This window comes from Pedobacter vanadiisoli, from assembly GCF_042684385.1.
Lineage (GTDB): Bacteria > Bacteroidota > Bacteroidia > Sphingobacteriales > Sphingobacteriaceae > Pedobacter > Pedobacter vanadiisoli.
On the sequence record NZ_JBHULL010000007.1, the window covers coordinates 628,412 to 645,343 of the forward strand.

Below are 16,932 nucleotides of genomic sequence, written 5' to 3' on the forward strand. Positions count from 1 at the left end.
TTTTTTTAAAAAATTAATTCTTTAAGCTTAACAGGATGGCTAAAAGCATCATTTTATCAATATTCAAAACTTCGCGAAGGGCCTCCAAAGCCCGGGCACTAAGTTTGTAAGTGCCTTTTATGCTCAAATCCATTATCGTGGAGATCTCGGCATAGTCTAATTCTTCAAAATACCGCAGGTAAATGATCTCTTTTTGCCTCGGAGTGAGTTTATTCATGGCCTGAGAAAGCTGCCTGACCTGCTCGGTCTGTTCCTCTTTCTGGATAAACGCCGATTCAACCGAAAATTTTAAATCAAAAACCTCGTTGGTTTCCAGGTCTACTTTTTGAAACCTTCCTTCAACGTTTTTAAAATTGATCATGTTATTTCTTAGGGCAGAGATCAGGTAACCCCTCAGGTTGTTTACCGGCGGGAGTTTTTTATGGTTCACCCATAAATGCACAAAAAGGTTTTGAATGCAGTCGCGAACAGCGTCTTCATCCTGTAACATGCGCATACCATACTGATAAAGGGAAGAAAAATAGCTCGAATAAATACTATTCAAGGCAATTCTGTTACCCTTTACCAGGTTGCCCCAAAGGTCTATATCATTTAAATCGTTTGCCACTTAGAGAAGAATATTCAAATAACCAAAAAAAATAGCTCAAAACAGAATTTGAAGCGGGAATATGCTATTTTATTTCATATCGCCCAGGCAGGAAACAATTAATATGTACCGATCTCAGGCATATGCTATTACCTGTTAACGAAGTGGTTATCTTCCTTTTGACTACAACCTTGCGACTTTTGGATACATCGGCCTGCCTGCATTGGCCGAACTTTGTATCAACAATAGTAAGTAATATATGGATTTAAAGAATAGCACCATCCTGATTACAGGAGGGACCAGCGGTATAGGTTTGGAACTTGTTAAACAACTTACCGAACAAGGAGCAACAATCATCGTTACAGGCCGTAAACCAGACGCCTTACATGATACCAAAAGGCGTTTTCCAAATATACACCTCTTTCAAAGCGATGTAAGTAACCCGCAGGATATTGAGCGCCTGTATAAAGAGGCGACCCAACAATTCCCTGATCTGAATATCATCGTTAACAACGCAGGTGAAATGCGGTTGCTCGATGTTCAGGACGCCAGCAAGGACCTGGAAAACATCACACGTGAGATTGATATCAATCTTACCGGAACGATCAGGATGGTGCATCAGTTTTTGCCCCACCTGCTTAAAAAGCCTGCGGCGGCAATTGTGAATGTTTCCTCTGCCATTGCTTTTATGCCTTACTCTACCGCTCCGGTTTACAGCGCTTCAAAAGCAGGTGTTCATGCCTATACCCAGGCCTTGCGTTTGCAGTTGAACAAAACCCATGTCAGGGTATTCGAGCTGGTCCCCCCGGGCGTAAATACCAATCTCCAGAATAATTGGGTACTGCCACCTAATCCGGGCCAAATGATGGATGTGGATAAACTGGTCAGTATAGCCATTAAAGGATTACTGAACGACACCCCCGAGATCAAGCCTTTCCTGGTTAAGGTGATCAGATTTTTAAGCCGGGTGATGCCTAAGCAATTGATGAAGCTAGGCCACAGGGAATTTGAAAAATTTAAACAACTCAATAAAAAACAATAAACAATCCGTTATGAAAAAATCAATATTAGCAATGTTTGCGCTGCTGCTATCACTGGCCGCTTTCGCGCAGAAACTCCCTGCAGATGAAATTACAGGGACCTGGAAATGTGATGATTATAAGATCGAAGTATTCAAGGCAGGCAAAACCTATTCGGCCAGGCTCCTATGGTCGAAGGTGATGTTCGAAGCAGATGGCAAAACGGCAAAGAAGGATGTTAAAAATCCAGATGAAAAACTCCGGAGCAGGTCAGTACAAGGCCTTACACATATCACCGGTCTTGTTTACAGGGATGGCGAATATGTTGATGGCAAATTGTATAGCGTAGAAGATGGAAATACCTATAGTTTAAAAGGTAAATTGAAAGGGCCTGATGATCTTGAAACCCGCGGCTACAAGGGTGTACCCCTAATAGGAAAATCATTCAAATGGAAAAGAATAGAAAAATTGTAAAAACAACGCTCATGAAAGATCATAAAGACCGGTTGTCGAGGTTTTGGTTCATCGTTTCCAACACCCTTCCCCCTATAGGGTTCTTCCTTTATTTCAGACACCGGAAGACCTATCCAAATAAGGCCAAAAGAGCCTTAATAAGTGCAATAACCGGCGTGCCGGTAACCGTGCTCGGAGCTTATATCATGAACACTTTTATCCTCAATTAAACCATGATTAAAAACATAGCTTCTATACTGTTGCTCTTTATTTCGGTAACGCTCAGCTTCAGACATGCCTGGGATACCCTGCATTACAAAAACAATCCTGAATCTGTTAAGGCGATGGAAAATTTAGGGATCAGCGAAATATTCATTCCATTGCTGACGGTAGCAGCCCTGGCAACCGGTGTGCTTTTGCTCATCCCCAAGACCTTTTTTTTGGGCAATATGCTGAATGCGATCCTGATCGTGATGATGATGGGGCTGGCGGTGCGGGCGGGAAATTACCGAATGGCGTTGATAGAAATTCCATTTTTAATCATGCCATTAGTGATGATATGGCTAAAATATCCGTTTAAATTCAAGTAACTTGCAACATGGCAAACAGCAAACCCTACCGGATCAGTTCCATAACAGAGATACACCGTTTGATGGGGCTCCCTAAACCCCACCACCCGTTGATCAGCATTGTTGACCTGAAAGGCCTGAGAAATGACACAGGTATAGATGCGGTCGTCTTCGACTTGTATGTGATATCAATGAAAAGAGGATGCGACGGTTTACATTACGGGCAACAGAAATACGATTTTGACGAAGGACTGATGGCCTTTATGTCACCCGGCCAGATTTTGCGTGGCGAAGAGAACGGTGTACCGCCTGACCTGGATGGCTGGATGCTTTTTGTACATCCTGACTTTCTCTGGAACACCTCGCTTGCTGCCAGGATCAAACGGTATGAGTACTTTAGTTATGCTACCAGCGAAGCACTTTTCCTCTCTGACAAGGAAGAACTGGTGATTAATGACCTGGTTAAAAATATTAAAGCCGAATATTATTCGAATATGGATAAGTTTAGCCAGGACATTATTATCTCCCACCTGGAGGCTTTGCTGAATTACGCCGAACGTTTTTACCAGCGCCAGTTCATTACCCGGAAGATCACTAACCACCAGGTATTAAACCAGGTGGAACAAATTTTAACCGGCTATTTAAACAACGAAGCCCTGCTTTCCAAAGGGCTGCCGACCGTGCAGTATTTTGCCGATGCTTTAAACCTATCTTCTAAATATTTAAGTAGCCTGCTGAAACAACTAACGGGCCAAACGATGCAGCAGATCATCCATGAGAAACTGATCGAGAAGGCCAAAGAAAAATTATCTACAACGAGCATGTCGGTAAGTGAGATCGCCTATCAGCTTGGCTTCGAACATCCGCAGTCTTTCAATAAATTATTTAAAAGCAAAACCAAGCAAAGCCCCTTGGATTTCCGGCAGTCGTTCAACTGAAATGTTTGTTTTAGCAACAGGTGTAACGGGTTTTTAGCCAGGCAAATTATTCTGCCAATAGTTTGGGGTAGCAAAAACCTTGCTTAAAATAAATCATCGCAACTAATTGGTAACTTTGCTTCATAATGATCGTTAGAAATTATGGCCATTAAAACTTTTCCCGAAAACCTGAGCCAGAACAAAGGACTTCCTATACGTATGGTTACGCCGGAGTTTGGCCGTATATCAGCGGAGTCGGCAGCGCAATACGGTTCTGCCCAGCGGCTGCCATACTATTTCTTTCTTTTCGTATGGCAAGGAAGCAGCTCAGAGGTTATTGATGGGGAAACGATGGAGGGAGGTGAAAATGAGCTCCTTTTTGCCTTGCCTCACCAGGTCAGGCAACTGGCTTCAGGCGGTCATGGCGCAGACTATTATAAATTAGGATTTGACAATGAGTGCCTCGCTCGGTTACCGAAAAAGTTCCCCTTTTTGCTTAATCCCCTGAACCGGCAAAAAATCAGCTTTCTACCTGATGCTGCACTCAGGCTTTGGAATACGTTTAAGATTTTAAAAGAACTGTTACACACTGTCGACAGTAATCCGGAGCTGATCCTGGCTTACCTGAACAGCCTGCTTACAGAAATAAATACTGCTTATTTTGTATTGCATAAAAAGCCTGTGGCAGGAAGGCTTGATAAATTTTTAGGGTTCAAACTATTTGTAGAGGATAACCTTACCGATCAACCTGCCATAACGGAAATTGCAGAAAAGCTGGCCTTAAGCACCGATGGTTTGTATAGGATTGTAAAACAACATTCCGGTGTTTCACCTAAGGAATTCATCACCGACCGTTTAATCATAGAGGCACGGCGCCGGATGTATAATGAACCCAATACCTCTGTAAAGGAACTGGCATTTGAGCTCGGCTTTAATGACCCGGGGTATTTTTCGCGTTTGTTCAAAAAAGTAACCGGGAAAACGATAGCTGCCTTTTATCAGGATTTGTCCCTGTAAAAGCGGCTTTTGTCCGAACCTATCTATTACATTAGCACCACCTTTGTCTAAAAATAATTAATGATGAACAGACAATTTGGTAAAATATTGGTAACCGGTGCAACCGGCTTAGTAGGTTCAAGGCTTTTGCCCCGCCTTGTTGAAGCAGGATATGATTGTTCTGCACTGGTACGTGGAAAAGAAGTTCCGGCCGGGGTAACTCCTATAGAGGGCGACTTGTTCGATCAGCCGACACTGCAAGCAGCCGTAAAAGATGCAGTAGCCATCATTCACCTGGCCGCCGTATTCCGATCACCGGATACAGACCTGATCTGGAAAAGTAACCTGGAGGGTACGCGCAACCTCATTAACGCCGTAAAGCGTAATGCTGCAGATGCCCGCTTCATATTGGCAAGTACCAGTAATGTTTATGACGCAGACAACCCGCACCCCGGCCGTGAGGACGATGCGCTTAGCCCGCAGCATGCCTATCCGGCCAGTAAAGTGGCTGCAGAAAAGGAATTAAGCGAAAGCGGATTGAATGGGTCGGTTCTCCGCTTCCCGTTTGTTTACGGGGATGGCGACGGCCACCTGGAAGAATTGCCTAAACACGTAGTTGCCGCTAAATTTCATCCGGCCATGCGGATGAGTACCATCCACCATCGTGATATATATACCGCTGTCGTGATGGCTTTGCAAGGGACCATGGATGGTCGGGTAGTTAATATCGCAGATGAGGCACCAACAACACTTTACGAATTATTGCAACTTGTTGGCAAACCGATGGCCTCATCTGCAGCCCCGCTGGTTAACCCCTGGCACCTGCATGTCGATGCATCGCTGGCCCGTAGTTTAGGCTTCCGGGCTTCGGTGAGAACAGTTCACCAGGCGGTGCAGAAAAAGCTGCTCTAACCGCTTATGCAATTTTTAACATTTCACCCGCACCTACAGAAAGTTCCTGAATAGCTCAGGGCTTTTGGGTGCTTGTGTCTGGCTCAGCTCATTTTTTACCATTTGGTAAATAACTGCTTTGCGATGCTTGTTATCTTTACCTAATGGAAGCGCTAATAAATCTTATCCTGCAATTTGGTGACCTGAACAAACAACAAATCGACTTTTTGCTGAGCAAGGTTCAAATCCTCGAATTCAAAAAAGATGATTACCTGTCTGAAGCGGGTAAGGTGCCCCGCTATGTGGCCTTCGTGCTGGAAGGCGTATTCCGTTTCTGTTATTATAACAACAAAGGTGAGGAGGTGACCAATTATTTTGTAGACGAACATAATTTTGTGGTCGACAACGAAAGATTTGAATCGCAGATCGCCGCCGCAGAATATGTACAGGCCGTTACCGACTGCAAAGTGCTTGCTTTTACTAAAAAAGACTGGGACGAGTTATCCGGCACCATTGTAGGCTGGGAAATGATGAAGGCCAACATGATCAAAAAATGCCTTACACTGGCTATGGAACGGCGCAGTCCGCTGGTTTCAGAAGATGCCACCACACGATACCTGTCGTTCATAGAGGGCTTCCCAAACCTCATCAACCGCATTCCACTTTCGCACGTAGCCTCGTATCTGGGCATTACCCAGCAATCGCTGAGCCGTATACGCCGTAATATCCGTTAATGATGCTTTTTACCAAATGGTAAATGTTTTTTAATAGCCATTCTCAACCTTTGCTTATTCATTTAAAAAATACAAAAAGATGAGCAAAAAGATCGTATTAATAACCGGAACAAATAGTGGTTTTGGCTGGCTTACCGCCCAGAGCGTAGCCGCCTTGGGGCATCGGGTTTATGCCACGATGCGCGATACCCATGGACGAAATGCTGAAAAGGCCCGGGCTTTAGCCGCTGTAGAGAACATAACCGTTTTAGACGTTACCCTGACTGACGATGAAAGCGTGAAGCAGGCCGTTGATGGCATTTTGGCTAAAGAAGGCGTTATTGATGTGCTGGTGAACAATGCCGGTTACGGAATGACCGGTGTAGCCGAGAGCTTTACCACAGCCGATGTGCACACCACTTTCGATATTAATGTTTATGCCCCCTGGCGTTTGATTAAACAGGTACTGCCCGCCATGCGCAAACAGGCCGAGGGACTGATCATTAACATCACCAGCGGCTTTGGGCGGGTATCGTTCCCGTTTGCGACCATTTATGCGGCCTCCAAGTTTGCGCTGGAAGGAATAAGCGAAGGCTTGCATTACGAAGTGAAACGTTTAGGAATAGATGTGGTGCTTGTGGAGCCAGGCGCTTTCCCGACAGAAATGCAGCAAAAGAACAATCCTGCATCTGATCAGGGTGTATTTGAGGGCTATGGCGCCATTGCCGGTATACCCAACAAAATGGTAGCCGCATTGGGTGAAGAAATGCAGGCTAAAAAACCCAACCCACAGGATGTTGCGGATGCCATTGTAAAACTGATCGGTACCCCAAAAGGCACCCGGCCATTACGTACGGTAGTAGATCCTATAACCGGCCAATACATTGAAGCTGCCAACCAGGCTGTAGCTGAACAATTTGCCAAAGGATTGGTGGTATTCGGGATGGGTGAATTATTGTAAGTGAAAAGGATATACAAAAACGGCAGTAGCCTGGGCTACTGCCGTTTTTTATTGGAGCATTGCAGGATGGAGGCTACCTCAAAAGTGTGACGACTTTTTCCCGTCCGGGTTATTTTAATTTCATTTTACCGGGCCGGAGACCCTCTTCTATGGGCTCATTTATAGCACGCCTGCAAAACTCTACGGATAGTGCAATTAATGGCTATTTATTTTTAAACAACAATAAAAATGCAGCACACCCAGACCAATTAAATTACTCACTATTAACCCTTTAAGCACTAATCTTTTTTAACAGGATTACCAAGCATTTGTATAAGTTTATTTTCAAGTCCTTTTCCTACCAAGGTCTTGCCAACAATTTTACCATTGGGATCAATAAGGAAATTTTGCGGTATTGCACTAACACCATACAATTTTGCAGCTGCATTGTCCCAGGCTTTAAGATCAGATAGTTGCAGCCATGGTAAACCATCGGTCTTTATAGCCGCCAGCCACTGATTTTTTGCCTCGCTCTTATCAAGCGATACCCCAAGCACAGTGAAGTTTTGATCTTTGAATTGATTATAAATCCTGAGCAGGTTTGGATTTTCTGCCCTGCAAGGACCGCACCACGATGCCCAGAAATCCAATAAAACGTATTTACCTCTGAAAGAAGAAAGTTTTACTAATTTCCCTTCTGTATCAGCTAACTCAAAATCAGGCGCTGTTTGCCCAACAGCGGTAGCTTTCATCTGCGCTAAGGTTTTAGCAAAGTTTATACCTTTAGCACTTTTCTTTATTCTGTCAGAAAATCCATCAAATAAAGATTTTACTTCAGTATATTCTCCATCATAAGCCAGTTTAGACATCAGGTTGAGCGCAAGATCGGAATCTGTATGTGTTTTAACGAATTTTGCATAGGCTTCATTCGTCAGCTTGCTATATCTTTTTTTGAATTCTTCCAGCTTATCTTCAAAATCAGGTGTGTTTTGTGGGTTGGATTTTCCTTCCATAAAAGCCCGATCTTCGGGAGACATTTTAGCTAACGCTTCGTCTACGAGATTATTGAATTCGGTATAATCATTGTTCATTGGTGTTCCGGTTACCTGGAATCCAATGAAAGAGCTTCCCTCTTTTATCGTCACTACGATTTTACCCGGTTCTAAAATTACAGTACCACGTTCAAGACTTTTATCTCTCCCAACACTTTTTGTATCAAAACTCAGTTCGGCTGAAACAGGTGAAGAAGGAGCAGTCCCGGCAAATTTAAATGCCCCGTTTTTTAATGTAACCGAATCGGTAATATCTTTACCGTTTAAAGTATAATCCAAATAAGCTTTAACCGGCGCATTAAACTCGCCATATTTTCCTGTGATGGTAAACGTGTTTTTGCCGTCCTGTGCAAAAGCACTCAATTGCATAATTGATAAAGCGGCGATTATTAATTTTTTCATGTTTTTATTTTATAGTTCCGGATATTAAATAATGTTAATGGTAAATTCGACTTCATCCGGAGGAAGACACATTTTATCGTTACATACCATAAATTCTACTTTCCCTTTTACCGCGGCATTTTTACCAGTTAACTTAACTTTTTGCTGAAAAACGACTGCGCTTTCGAAAAAGCCGACTTCCATCATAAATGCAGGCTCTAAACGTACAATTGCTTCGGGTTCTTTGGTGGCCCCCATCAGGCTATAGGCGTTTGATTTTTCAAAGGTAAATTTTGTAGGTTGTGGACCACCTTTTCTAACATACTGTGAATATAAGTGCCAGCCTTTTTCCAAAGTGGCTTTTACGAATACAACTGCTTCATTTTTGCCTGTTTTCTTTGCAGCATAACTCCACTTTACCGGATGATAAATCTGGCCGAATGATTTAATCGCAAAAAACGAGCAGATGAATAATAAAATCAGATTTTTTTTCATATAGGTATCAATAATTAATTGTTAAGGGCAGCGTGCTTTTTAGTAATTTCTACCATGGCTTTAACTTCATAATATTCGCGATCAGTTGAACCAGCGTAACCAATTCCTTCCATCCTTATTATTCCTTTAGGATCGATGATAAACTTATGCGGTGTGCCTTTCGCACCAATTGCTTTAAAGAATGCCATTTCGGGATCGCGAAGCACATCAAGTGTAAGCTTGGATTTATCGACATATTGCTGCTGCGTTTCCTTATCTTCTGCAATACCCGCAACAAATAACTGAAATGGTTCATTCTTGTAATCTGCAACTACCCTTTCGAAAGCGGGAAAACAAGCTTTACACGGCGTACAGGTTGTACTCCAAAAATCAACCATCAGGATTTTTCCCTTGTAATCAGACACTTTAAACGGCGCACCATTTAATTTGGTGATGGCAAGGTCTGGTGCAGGTTTACCCACCGGATCCCACTTACCTTCAAGTTCTTTATAATAGCGCTGATAAGCCTCATCCTGCAATGAAGCCACATATTTTGCAGCGTTATCTTCTCCATTTACTTTTGCGTAGATGGTTTTAAGCGTAGCTAAAAGTTTGGGATTTGATTCTGCATCTTTAACAGCAACAGTTAATGTATCAATCGCCTTTTGCGTTTGGCCGTTTGCATCTAAAATGACTGCATAACGACTGATGAAGTTTGGCTTAGAATCTTTAAAATAATTCATGTTCCTTATTTTAGCGTCTTTAAGCGCTTCATTAATCTTTGCTAATGCGGAGCTTTTATTACCATTTATACAATCCACTGTAGCTGAAATTTCCAGTAAGACTTCGTGTGCGTGTTCGAAATCATCTTTACGTAAACCGTTTTCAATATCTTTAAGGTATTGTTTGGAAGTGACATCAATCCATGCCAGGTTTTTTTTGTCATCTACCCACTTTTCGAGAATGTTGGTTAGCTCATACAACGATAGACCGTCTTTAACAGACTTATCATACTGTTTGAACTTCTCTAAATTTTCCTCATGAAGCCAGTTGATGGCTATTGCTGCCCTGATACGGTCGTAATGTTTTCTATTTTTCTCGGTTTCGGGTATCTTTTTAAGTAAGTCGTGATAAAATTTCTCCTGGTCCTGTACCTTAGCGATAAGGGTGAATTCGTCATACTTTTCAGCCAAAGGGTTAGGCTGTTGTGCCTGAGCTCCGAAACTGATCAACAGTCCCAGAACTAAAGTCGCAATACATTTTTTTAAATTGTTGATTTTCATAACTGATATTTAATTTATGTCATAATAATGAGGCTGTATCAAAATGGTAGTTCTATCGAATCTGTCAACGCTGAGCTTAGCCTGTACTACGCCTGACGAAGTATCGCAATGCCTTGTAAGACATTTAAAAACAAGCCCTTCGACTACTTGTCCCGAAACTTCGGGAAACTCAGGATGACAATTCTATATTCAATTGGTACAGCCCCGGAAGGTTATTGATTGTCTACTAATCCTTGATTTTGATTGACCATAAGGCTTCCAAATTTCAAAGCATAGCGCTTTGGCGTTAATGTATATGTTTTTAAAGCATTGCCGTCAGCATCCAGCAGGTAGTGCTTAGGAATGATGTGATCCTTGTAAATCGGATCGACAGAAAGACGACGCATATCCAACCACCTCAAGCCTGAAAGTGCAAACTCCCTAACGCGTTCATCTAAAATAAATCTAACCATTGCCTGTTGATCTGAAATTACGTTTACAGGCAGTGCCGCAGTTGAGGCTGGCATTCTTTTCGACCGTAACGCTTCAACATCTGCCTTTGCACCGATCAGGTCATTTCCCCGTGCCTTTATTTCGGCACGCATTAAATACATTTCAGGTAGAGATGGTCCTATATCAAGAAAGAAATTGGGATAACGACGTACTTTTTTAGGGTAAATCAGGTCGCCAAACAACTCGGTGTCTGAATAAAGCAGCAATCGCTTATCATCATCACCGTAAAGGCTTGCTGCCTGAGGAGTAAAAACCGGGCAATCAGCAAAATTGAAATTCCATACCGTGGTAGAAATATTATAAATGATCTGGCTGTTGTTTGCTGCAAGGGGAAGATTGCTTAAGGCACCGAGAAAGTTGAGCGGAAACCAGGAACCGGCCGCATTTTCATCTAAAACGGTGTTGTAGTCGTAAAGCGCAAGTGGTATGGTTGATTTGGATAACTCTGCAAAAGCACCATCAATATGTGTTTTAGCTGAAGCAAAATCAAGCATATTCATGTATACCCTGGTAAGAAAGAATTCAGCAGCCATTTTAGATAACCTCCTGCGGTGCGTAACCGGCCCCAGATCGGGGAAGGCTTCTGTTAAATCTTTGATGATCGCAGTATAACATTCTTTTACAGTTGCACGGGTAAAGGAGGTTTGCGTAACATCAGCTGCAGTAATGAGCGGTATACCCAAATCAGCTGAAGCAGAAGCAGGATTGTAAGGCAAAGAAAAGTCATTTAAAAAGGCCAGATTACATATAGCCCTACCAACTTTTGCTTCAGCCAATAACTGCCTTTTCTGCTGATCGGTTCCCTGAGTTGATCCCATTACCTCGTTGATGATCTTATTAAAAAGGTAAAGCCTTTGAATATAACCGGTGGGGGCAGTTATTTCCTGCGGAAGTTCGTTCTGCTCGTAAACCATATCCTCATACCGGAACAAACGTTGAACACGTAAAGGCACACTTTCAAGATAATTATTTTGCAGGGCCACGTCATCTCCAAGATAAATAGAAGCAGAAACGGTGTTTTGCAAGAACAAACCATTTAAGATCTGCTCATAATCATTTGTAGTTTGCGCAATCAGTGATCCTTTTGGCTGTATTTCCAAAAAATCTTTTTTGCAGGAGCCGGCTAAAAGCATCGTGCAGGCAAACAATGCCATTAAAAAGTATTTCGTTGTGAGTTTCATAACTATTAATTCAATTTAAAGTGTGATATGAGCACCAAGTGTTATTGTTCCCTGCCCTGTACGTAGGTTTCTTATCGCTCCGGTGTTGCCGGCGGTTTGAGTTGCGCCAACATTTCCTAAAGACTGGAATTCCGGATCGATCCCTAAATCATTGGCTTTCCATAACATTAAGTTGGAAACCTGTGCCCTGAATGTTATAGATTGTGCATGTAGTTTTTTGATTAGCCCACCCCTGACATCGTAGGCTAACGTGATGTCGCGGATCTTCGCAAAAGAAGCATTAAACACATTGCTGTTTGCATAAGTATAATAGTTCGTATTTCTACTGCCACTAATCGCACTTGTAGCAGCATACCGGGGAATATCGGTCTTGTTCTCATCTCCGGCTACTTTCCAACGGTTGGCAAACTCGCTGGTCATGTAATTTAAATAAGGTACGCCCGACCAGAAGGTATTTACATCCCGGAACATTACGTTTCCGCCGTTATAAATAATATTGATGCCCAATGTGACATTTTTGTAGCGGAAATTGTTGGAAAAACCACCGCTGTAAACCGGTTGTGAACTGCCCATGTATACTACATCCTGGGCAGTAGTGGCTGTAGGGTTCGATGTAAGCGTTCCATCGGCCAGTCTAACCTGTGGATCTCCGGAAGCATTTAAACCTGCATAATTGTAGGCAAATACCACAAAAGAAGGATAACCATCCAGGAACCTGGTACTAATCATACCTGGTCCGGTAGTGATGGGTGTAGCATTTGCAAGCCGCGATATTTTATTTTTATTGTACCCTAAGGTAAATGAAGTGGTCCAGGTGAAATGATTACTACTGATATTAAGCGAATTGAGCGAAATATCCAAACCCTTGTTTTGCAGATCGCCAAAGTTTCCGATTACTGAAGCAAAGCCCGTGAGCGGTGCGGTTGTCAGGTTACCGATCAGATCATTTGTTTTTCTGATATAACCGTCTATCGACCCAAACAATACACCATTCAGGATTTCAAAATCCAGTCCCAGATTGTAGTTTTTGGTGAGTTCCCAGGTAAGTTTTTTGTTCGCGGGGGCATTGATGATCAGACCAATGCCGTTCGGATAATTGACATTTGTTTCAGCTTTCAAAATATCCCATGATGCTGCAGTGCCTGGAGTAGGCGCATTACCTGTAATACCGTAGGTAAACCTAACATCTAAACGGCTTAACCAGTTTACAGGCTTCATAAATTCCTCTCTTCCAAGTGCCCATTTACCCCCAACACTCCACACGGGCCTGTTCTGAGCCGATTGGTCAAAGCCAAATAAGTTGCTTCTATCAATACGGATACTGCTGTTCAGTGTGTATTTACGGTCGAATGTGTAACCTAAATTGGCAAAATAAGACGAAGTTCGGCTGATTACACCTTCGCCGCCCGTTACATTATTGGCCAATGTTCTTGTTCCTCCTGGTACCGTTCCGGTAATACCCTCACCTAATAATTGATAATTTACAGGTCTTGCTACCTGAAGCTGATCATCCCATCCCCTATAAATGGCTGTTGTTGAAAGTGGGGAATTGCTGGTTGCTTCCTGCCCTGCCATAACGGTCAGCTGATGTTTATCAAGCCAGGTGTGATCATACAAAAACTGGTTTCTGATCGTCCAGCTTTTGAGCAGTTCATCGGTAGCAGTTAGCCGGCCGCCAAAAGCCGGGACATTATACACCGGGGTACTGTTAAGCGTAGGCGCCTGGGTAAATGTCATTACCTCATCTCTTACCGCATAACTGCCCTGATCCAGTTGCACGCGTTTTTTAAAAGAATTCATGTTATAGCCGAATGTTCCTTCATAACGGAGGCCTTTTATAAGCTCCAGTGTAACACCGGCCACAACTCTGGTAGATAATGCATTACCTTTGGTATATCCCCTCTCAATCTCCTGTAAAGGGGAATAATCCAAATTGATACGGCTTCTTGCCTGGTAATCCTTACGCAGATCATCGCTATAATTGCCCATATGGTTAACTATTAGCGGATTTCCTGAGGGATCAGCAAATAACTGGTAAGGCACCAGATCCAAACTCGGAACGGTGATATTGTTGCTCCTGGTAACCCTGTTGGTGAGGTCGGTGATGAGGTAAACCTGGAGACTTTTGTTAAACTTAAAATCCTGACGCAGGTTGATTTTGTACTGGTCATCTGTCTGGCCCGGAGTATTATTAACCGTTCCGATATAGTTAGCAGAACCATAAAACGAATGTGTTTTACCACCACCGGATACAGACAAGGTATGGTTAGTAGTTGATGCCTGCCTGTAGAAATACTTTTTAAGCTGATCGCTGTTATCGATTCCCGCCAGGCTATCGAGTTTTGCATTGGCCTGGGCTTGTGATATTAAGCCTCTGCTTGCATCATACTGTGCCTGCAAATGAGGGGTAAGAGGGGCTGTCAATTGTACTGAATTATAGGAATTACTGCCCACATATTGAGGAAATAGCTCCTTTGCAGTAGCAATAAACTGGCTGCTGTTCATCTTCTGGATATAGCCCAGATCAGGTATGCCCTGAAAATTATGGTACCCGTCGTAGTCAATTTTTAACTTTTCATCTGCACCACCTTTTTTTGTAGTAATCACAATTACACCATTAGCGGCCTTGGCGCCCCAGATTGATGAGGAGGTAGCGTCTTTAAGTATGGTGATATCTGCAACATCCTGCATGTTGATGTTTTGAATAAAATTATCAGGAACCTGTACCCCATCTAAAACCACGAGCGGCCCCCTGTTGGAATTGATTGATGATAAACCACGAATCAAAAAGGGATTGTTACCTGCGTCAGGCGCATTATTCACCGCTAAACCGGGTACTAATCCGTCCAGCCGTTGCAACACATTGGTGCTGCTGGATCTGTTGCTCATAACCGCCAGGCTGGGTTTCGAAAAAGAGCCTGCGCTTCTTTCCCTCGATAGCGTTTGATATCCTGTGGAGAAGGTAACATTTACCGATTCAAGATCATTGGTAGCAAATTCAAGCTGAATGGTTCCCATATCTGGCGATGCATTGATCTCCCTTATGGCATATCCAACGTAGGAGATTACGAGAACAGCATCATTGGCAATGCCCGATAAACGAAATGAGCCATTGGCTCCTGTTTGTGTGGAGATTTCACTGTTTTTAACTTTAACGGTGGCACCCAGCAATGGCTGTTTCAGCACATTGACAACAACACCTTTCACATCTGTCAACCCTGAAGGACTTACTGTTGCTGTGTTTGGTTTATTGAAAATCAGAATCGCCTTGTTTTCTTTATCGATGCTATACGAAAGATTGGTTTGAGCGAGTATCTGTTTAAGTGCCGCATCCAAAGGTACATTCGTAAGACTTACATTAACAGTTTTGTTCTTCTCTTCTGTATCGGTCCAGACTGAACTATAGCCTGTTTGTGACCGGATCTCTCTAAACACTTTTACTAAAGTGATTTTCTTTTGATTAATTGTGATATTTTGTGCTAAACCTGATGCGCTTACATGTAACAGCGAGATCAGTAGCAGGAAAAAAGTTGGCTTAATAAGCCTGAAAACTTTATGGACGCAGCATGGAAGCTGCATAAAATCTGTCGCAGAAATTTTATACATTTACATTCTTTTAAATCGTGAATTACCTAGTAAGAAACGTTCATTTCCGATCTGATCGGAAAGATTTAAGAGTTTGGAAAGGGGTGTTCCAGCACTCCTTTTCCTCTTTTAAGTGGTGGCAATTAGTTACTCTTCATGTTGTTGGTTTAGTTAAGTTTGGTTTGATGGTTGATAATAAATCAGTTCATTAGTATTAATTTATGGCGTAAAACGCACAACTTTAATAGTTCTTCCATTCACATTAAAGCGCACCTTTTTGGTCATTTCCAAAATCCGCAGCACATTTTTGATCTCACCGTAGCGGGTTATCGTAGCCAAGACCGGAATCTGTTTCAGGGTTTCGTTTTGGTATTCAACCTTTACATCGTACCACAAGGCAATTTTATTCATGGCACTTTCCATCGATTCGTCGAACATAAAATACCCATCTTTCCAGGCAGTCATCTCCTCAACGTCTACATCATTAACCGATATTTTATTTTTACTAAATAACGCCTGCTGACCGGGCTTTACCTTTTTTAATTGACCGTTCGATTCTACCTGAATAGCTCCCTCCAATAAAGTGGCGGCAACATGGCCGTTATTAGCAATGCTGTTTACATTAAAACTGGTTCCCAAATCCCGAACAATCCCTGCAGCCGTTTTAACTGCAAACGGTGCATCAGTCATATGTTTTACCTCAAAATACGCTTCACCATATAGAAGTTCGACATCACGTCTGTTACGGGCAAATTTTTCAGGAAATCTGATCGCACTAAACGCATTGAGCCAAATTTTGGTGCCGTCACTCAGGTTAACCTGGTAAACCCCACCCTTTGGAGTCCGAAGGGTATCATAGGCAATTTTAGCAGGAGATGTATTTATACCCCTGGTGTAAGTTAATGATCCGTTTGCATGCTGCTGCACTATTAAACCGGTATTTGGCATTTCAATTTTTTGAAAACCGCTACCCAGTAATATTTTTTTCCCATTTGCCATGAGAAGCTCAGCTTTGTTACCGCCCGGCCTAATGCCTGTGTAAGCCATATTTTGGGTATTGGTGGTTCTTTTAGGAGCAAGCAATAAGTAAGTAACTGTAACGATACCAATTAAAATAGACGCAGCTATGGAGATGTATTTTAAGGAGTATTTACTGCGCTTGGCTAAGATCGCATTAAGGATTTCACGCGAATCTCCTTCTGAAAGTTCCATGTCAGATTCGTAATCTTTCCACGCGCTGTTCAAAAGATCATCGAGTTGTTTGGGTTCTAATGTATCCAGCTGACTAAATAACTGATCCCGTTCCTCTTTATCACATTTACCCTCTAAATATTTTGCTAGTAAAGCTGTTACTGTATCATTCGACATAAACTTAATTTAAAAATCAACGCAATTTTAGC

At 42.6% G+C, this 16,932-nt stretch carries 16 protein-coding genes; 9 read left to right on the forward strand and 7 right to left on the reverse strand.

Annotated elements, in window-relative coordinates; translation table 11 throughout:
• Window positions 1–13 precede the first annotated feature (13 nt).
• The gene (locus ACFSR6_RS08390) at window positions 14–607 is read right to left on the reverse strand and encodes an RNA polymerase sigma factor (protein WP_379077542.1); all 594 of its coding nucleotides are present in this window, start codon (window positions 605–607) and stop codon (window positions 14–16) included.
• A 238-nt stretch (window positions 608–845) separates the two neighbouring features.
• Here ACFSR6_RS08390 and ACFSR6_RS08395 point away from each other — a divergent pair, with 238 nt between their 5' ends.
• The 9 genes from ACFSR6_RS08395 (at window position 846) to ACFSR6_RS08435 (ending at window position 7,105) form a co-directional block, all read left to right on the forward strand.
• Window positions 846–1,628 (forward strand): SDR family oxidoreductase, encoded by a 783-nt coding sequence (locus ACFSR6_RS08395; RefSeq protein ID WP_379077545.1) that lies wholly within the window; start codon window positions 846–848, stop codon window positions 1,626–1,628.
• A 10-nt stretch (window positions 1,629–1,638) separates the two neighbouring features.
• Entirely contained in the window at window positions 1,639–2,079 is a 441-nt protein-coding gene (locus tag ACFSR6_RS08400; RefSeq protein WP_379077548.1) for a DUF2147 domain-containing protein, read from the forward strand.
• 11 nt (window positions 2,080–2,090) lie between these two features.
• On the forward strand, window positions 2,091–2,288 hold the full coding sequence (locus ACFSR6_RS08405) for a hypothetical protein (protein ID WP_379077551.1): 198 nt from the start codon (window positions 2,091–2,093) through the stop codon (window positions 2,286–2,288).
• A gap of 3 nt (window positions 2,289–2,291) precedes the next feature.
• The gene (locus tag ACFSR6_RS08410) at window positions 2,292–2,648 is read left to right on the forward strand and encodes a hypothetical protein (protein ID WP_379077553.1); all 357 of its coding nucleotides are present in this window, start codon (window positions 2,292–2,294) and stop codon (window positions 2,646–2,648) included.
• An 8-nt stretch (window positions 2,649–2,656) separates the two neighbouring features.
• On the forward strand, window positions 2,657–3,565 hold the full coding sequence (locus ACFSR6_RS08415; protein ID WP_379077556.1) for a helix-turn-helix domain-containing protein: 909 nt from the start codon (window positions 2,657–2,659) through the stop codon (window positions 3,563–3,565).
• Window positions 3,566–3,706: 141 nt separating this feature from the next.
• On the forward strand, window positions 3,707–4,561 hold the full coding sequence (locus tag ACFSR6_RS08420) for an AraC family transcriptional regulator (RefSeq protein WP_379077558.1): 855 nt from the start codon (window positions 3,707–3,709) through the stop codon (window positions 4,559–4,561).
• Between the two features lie 60 nt (window positions 4,562–4,621).
• Window positions 4,622–5,452, forward strand: a complete 831-nt coding sequence (locus tag ACFSR6_RS08425; protein WP_379077561.1) for an NAD-dependent epimerase/dehydratase family protein — start codon at window positions 4,622–4,624, stop codon at window positions 5,450–5,452.
• Between the two features lie 143 nt (window positions 5,453–5,595).
• The gene (locus ACFSR6_RS08430) at window positions 5,596–6,165 is read left to right on the forward strand and encodes a Crp/Fnr family transcriptional regulator (protein ID WP_379077564.1); all 570 of its coding nucleotides are present in this window, start codon (window positions 5,596–5,598) and stop codon (window positions 6,163–6,165) included.
• Window positions 6,166–6,244: 79 nt separating this feature from the next.
• Complete coding sequence (locus tag ACFSR6_RS08435; protein ID WP_379077567.1) at window positions 6,245–7,105, forward strand: SDR family oxidoreductase; 861 nt, start codon at window positions 6,245–6,247, stop codon at window positions 7,103–7,105.
• Between the two features lie 278 nt (window positions 7,106–7,383).
• Here the strand turns inward: ACFSR6_RS08435 and ACFSR6_RS08440 are convergent, their stop codons facing one another.
• From ACFSR6_RS08440 to ACFSR6_RS08465, 6 genes are all read right to left on the reverse strand, one after another.
• Window positions 7,384–8,538, reverse strand: a complete 1,155-nt coding sequence (locus ACFSR6_RS08440) for a redoxin domain-containing protein (protein ID WP_379077569.1) — start codon at window positions 8,536–8,538, stop codon at window positions 7,384–7,386.
• A gap of 24 nt (window positions 8,539–8,562) precedes the next feature.
• Window positions 8,563–9,012, reverse strand: a complete 450-nt coding sequence (locus ACFSR6_RS08445) for a protein-disulfide reductase DsbD domain-containing protein (protein ID WP_379077572.1) — start codon at window positions 9,010–9,012, stop codon at window positions 8,563–8,565.
• Between the two features lie 14 nt (window positions 9,013–9,026).
• Window positions 9,027–10,274: a TlpA family protein disulfide reductase gene (locus ACFSR6_RS08450; protein ID WP_379077575.1), complete on the reverse strand. Its 1,248-nt coding sequence runs from the start codon at window positions 10,272–10,274 to the stop codon at window positions 9,027–9,029.
• 212 nt (window positions 10,275–10,486) lie between these two features.
• Window positions 10,487–11,947 carry a RagB/SusD family nutrient uptake outer membrane protein gene (locus tag ACFSR6_RS08455; RefSeq protein ID WP_379077577.1) on the reverse strand — a complete coding sequence of 487 codons (1,461 nt, stop codon included), beginning with the start codon at window positions 11,945–11,947 and terminating at the stop codon, window positions 10,487–10,489.
• Between the two features lie 15 nt (window positions 11,948–11,962).
• Window positions 11,963–15,553: a SusC/RagA family TonB-linked outer membrane protein gene (locus ACFSR6_RS08460; RefSeq protein WP_379077580.1), complete on the reverse strand. Its 3,591-nt coding sequence runs from the start codon at window positions 15,551–15,553 to the stop codon at window positions 11,963–11,965.
• 198 nt (window positions 15,554–15,751) lie between these two features.
• Complete coding sequence (locus ACFSR6_RS08465; RefSeq protein ID WP_379077582.1) at window positions 15,752–16,900, reverse strand: FecR family protein; 1,149 nt, start codon at window positions 16,898–16,900, stop codon at window positions 15,752–15,754.
• Window positions 16,901–16,932 lie beyond the last annotated feature (32 nt).

What these genes read in the sequence shown, in the direction of transcription:
- ACFSR6_RS08395 (WP_379077545.1), top strand. Translation starts at nt 846, where the DNA reads ATGGATTTAAAGAATAGCACCATCCTGATTACAGGAGGGACCAGCGGT.
- ACFSR6_RS08400 (WP_379077548.1), top strand. Translation starts at nt 1,639, where the DNA reads ATGAAAAAATCAATATTAGCAATGTTTGCGCTGCTGCTATCACTGGCC.
- ACFSR6_RS08405 (WP_379077551.1), top strand. Translation starts at nt 2,091, where the DNA reads ATGAAAGATCATAAAGACCGGTTGTCGAGGTTTTGGTTCATCGTTTCC.
- ACFSR6_RS08410 (WP_379077553.1), top strand. Translation starts at nt 2,292, where the DNA reads ATGATTAAAAACATAGCTTCTATACTGTTGCTCTTTATTTCGGTAACG.
- ACFSR6_RS08415 (WP_379077556.1), top strand. Translation starts at nt 2,657, where the DNA reads ATGGCAAACAGCAAACCCTACCGGATCAGTTCCATAACAGAGATACAC.
- ACFSR6_RS08420 (WP_379077558.1), top strand. Translation starts at nt 3,707, where the DNA reads ATGGCCATTAAAACTTTTCCCGAAAACCTGAGCCAGAACAAAGGACTT.
- ACFSR6_RS08425 (WP_379077561.1), top strand. Translation starts at nt 4,622, where the DNA reads ATGATGAACAGACAATTTGGTAAAATATTGGTAACCGGTGCAACCGGC.
- ACFSR6_RS08430 (WP_379077564.1), top strand. Translation starts at nt 5,596, where the DNA reads ATGGAAGCGCTAATAAATCTTATCCTGCAATTTGGTGACCTGAACAAA.
- ACFSR6_RS08435 (WP_379077567.1), top strand. Translation starts at nt 6,245, where the DNA reads ATGAGCAAAAAGATCGTATTAATAACCGGAACAAATAGTGGTTTTGGC.
- ACFSR6_RS08440 (WP_379077569.1), bottom strand. Translation starts at nt 8,538, where the DNA reads ATGAAAAAATTAATAATCGCCGCTTTATCAATTATGCAATTGAGTGCT.
- ACFSR6_RS08445 (WP_379077572.1), bottom strand. Translation starts at nt 9,012, where the DNA reads ATGAAAAAAAATCTGATTTTATTATTCATCTGCTCGTTTTTTGCGATT.
- ACFSR6_RS08450 (WP_379077575.1), bottom strand. Translation starts at nt 10,274, where the DNA reads ATGAAAATCAACAATTTAAAAAAATGTATTGCGACTTTAGTTCTGGGA.
- ACFSR6_RS08455 (WP_379077577.1), bottom strand. Translation starts at nt 11,947, where the DNA reads ATGAAACTCACAACGAAATACTTTTTAATGGCATTGTTTGCCTGCACG.
- ACFSR6_RS08460 (WP_379077580.1), bottom strand. Translation starts at nt 15,553, where the DNA reads ATGTATAAAATTTCTGCGACAGATTTTATGCAGCTTCCATGCTGCGTC.
- ACFSR6_RS08465 (WP_379077582.1), bottom strand. Translation starts at nt 16,900, where the DNA reads ATGTCGAATGATACAGTAACAGCTTTACTAGCAAAATATTTAGAGGGT.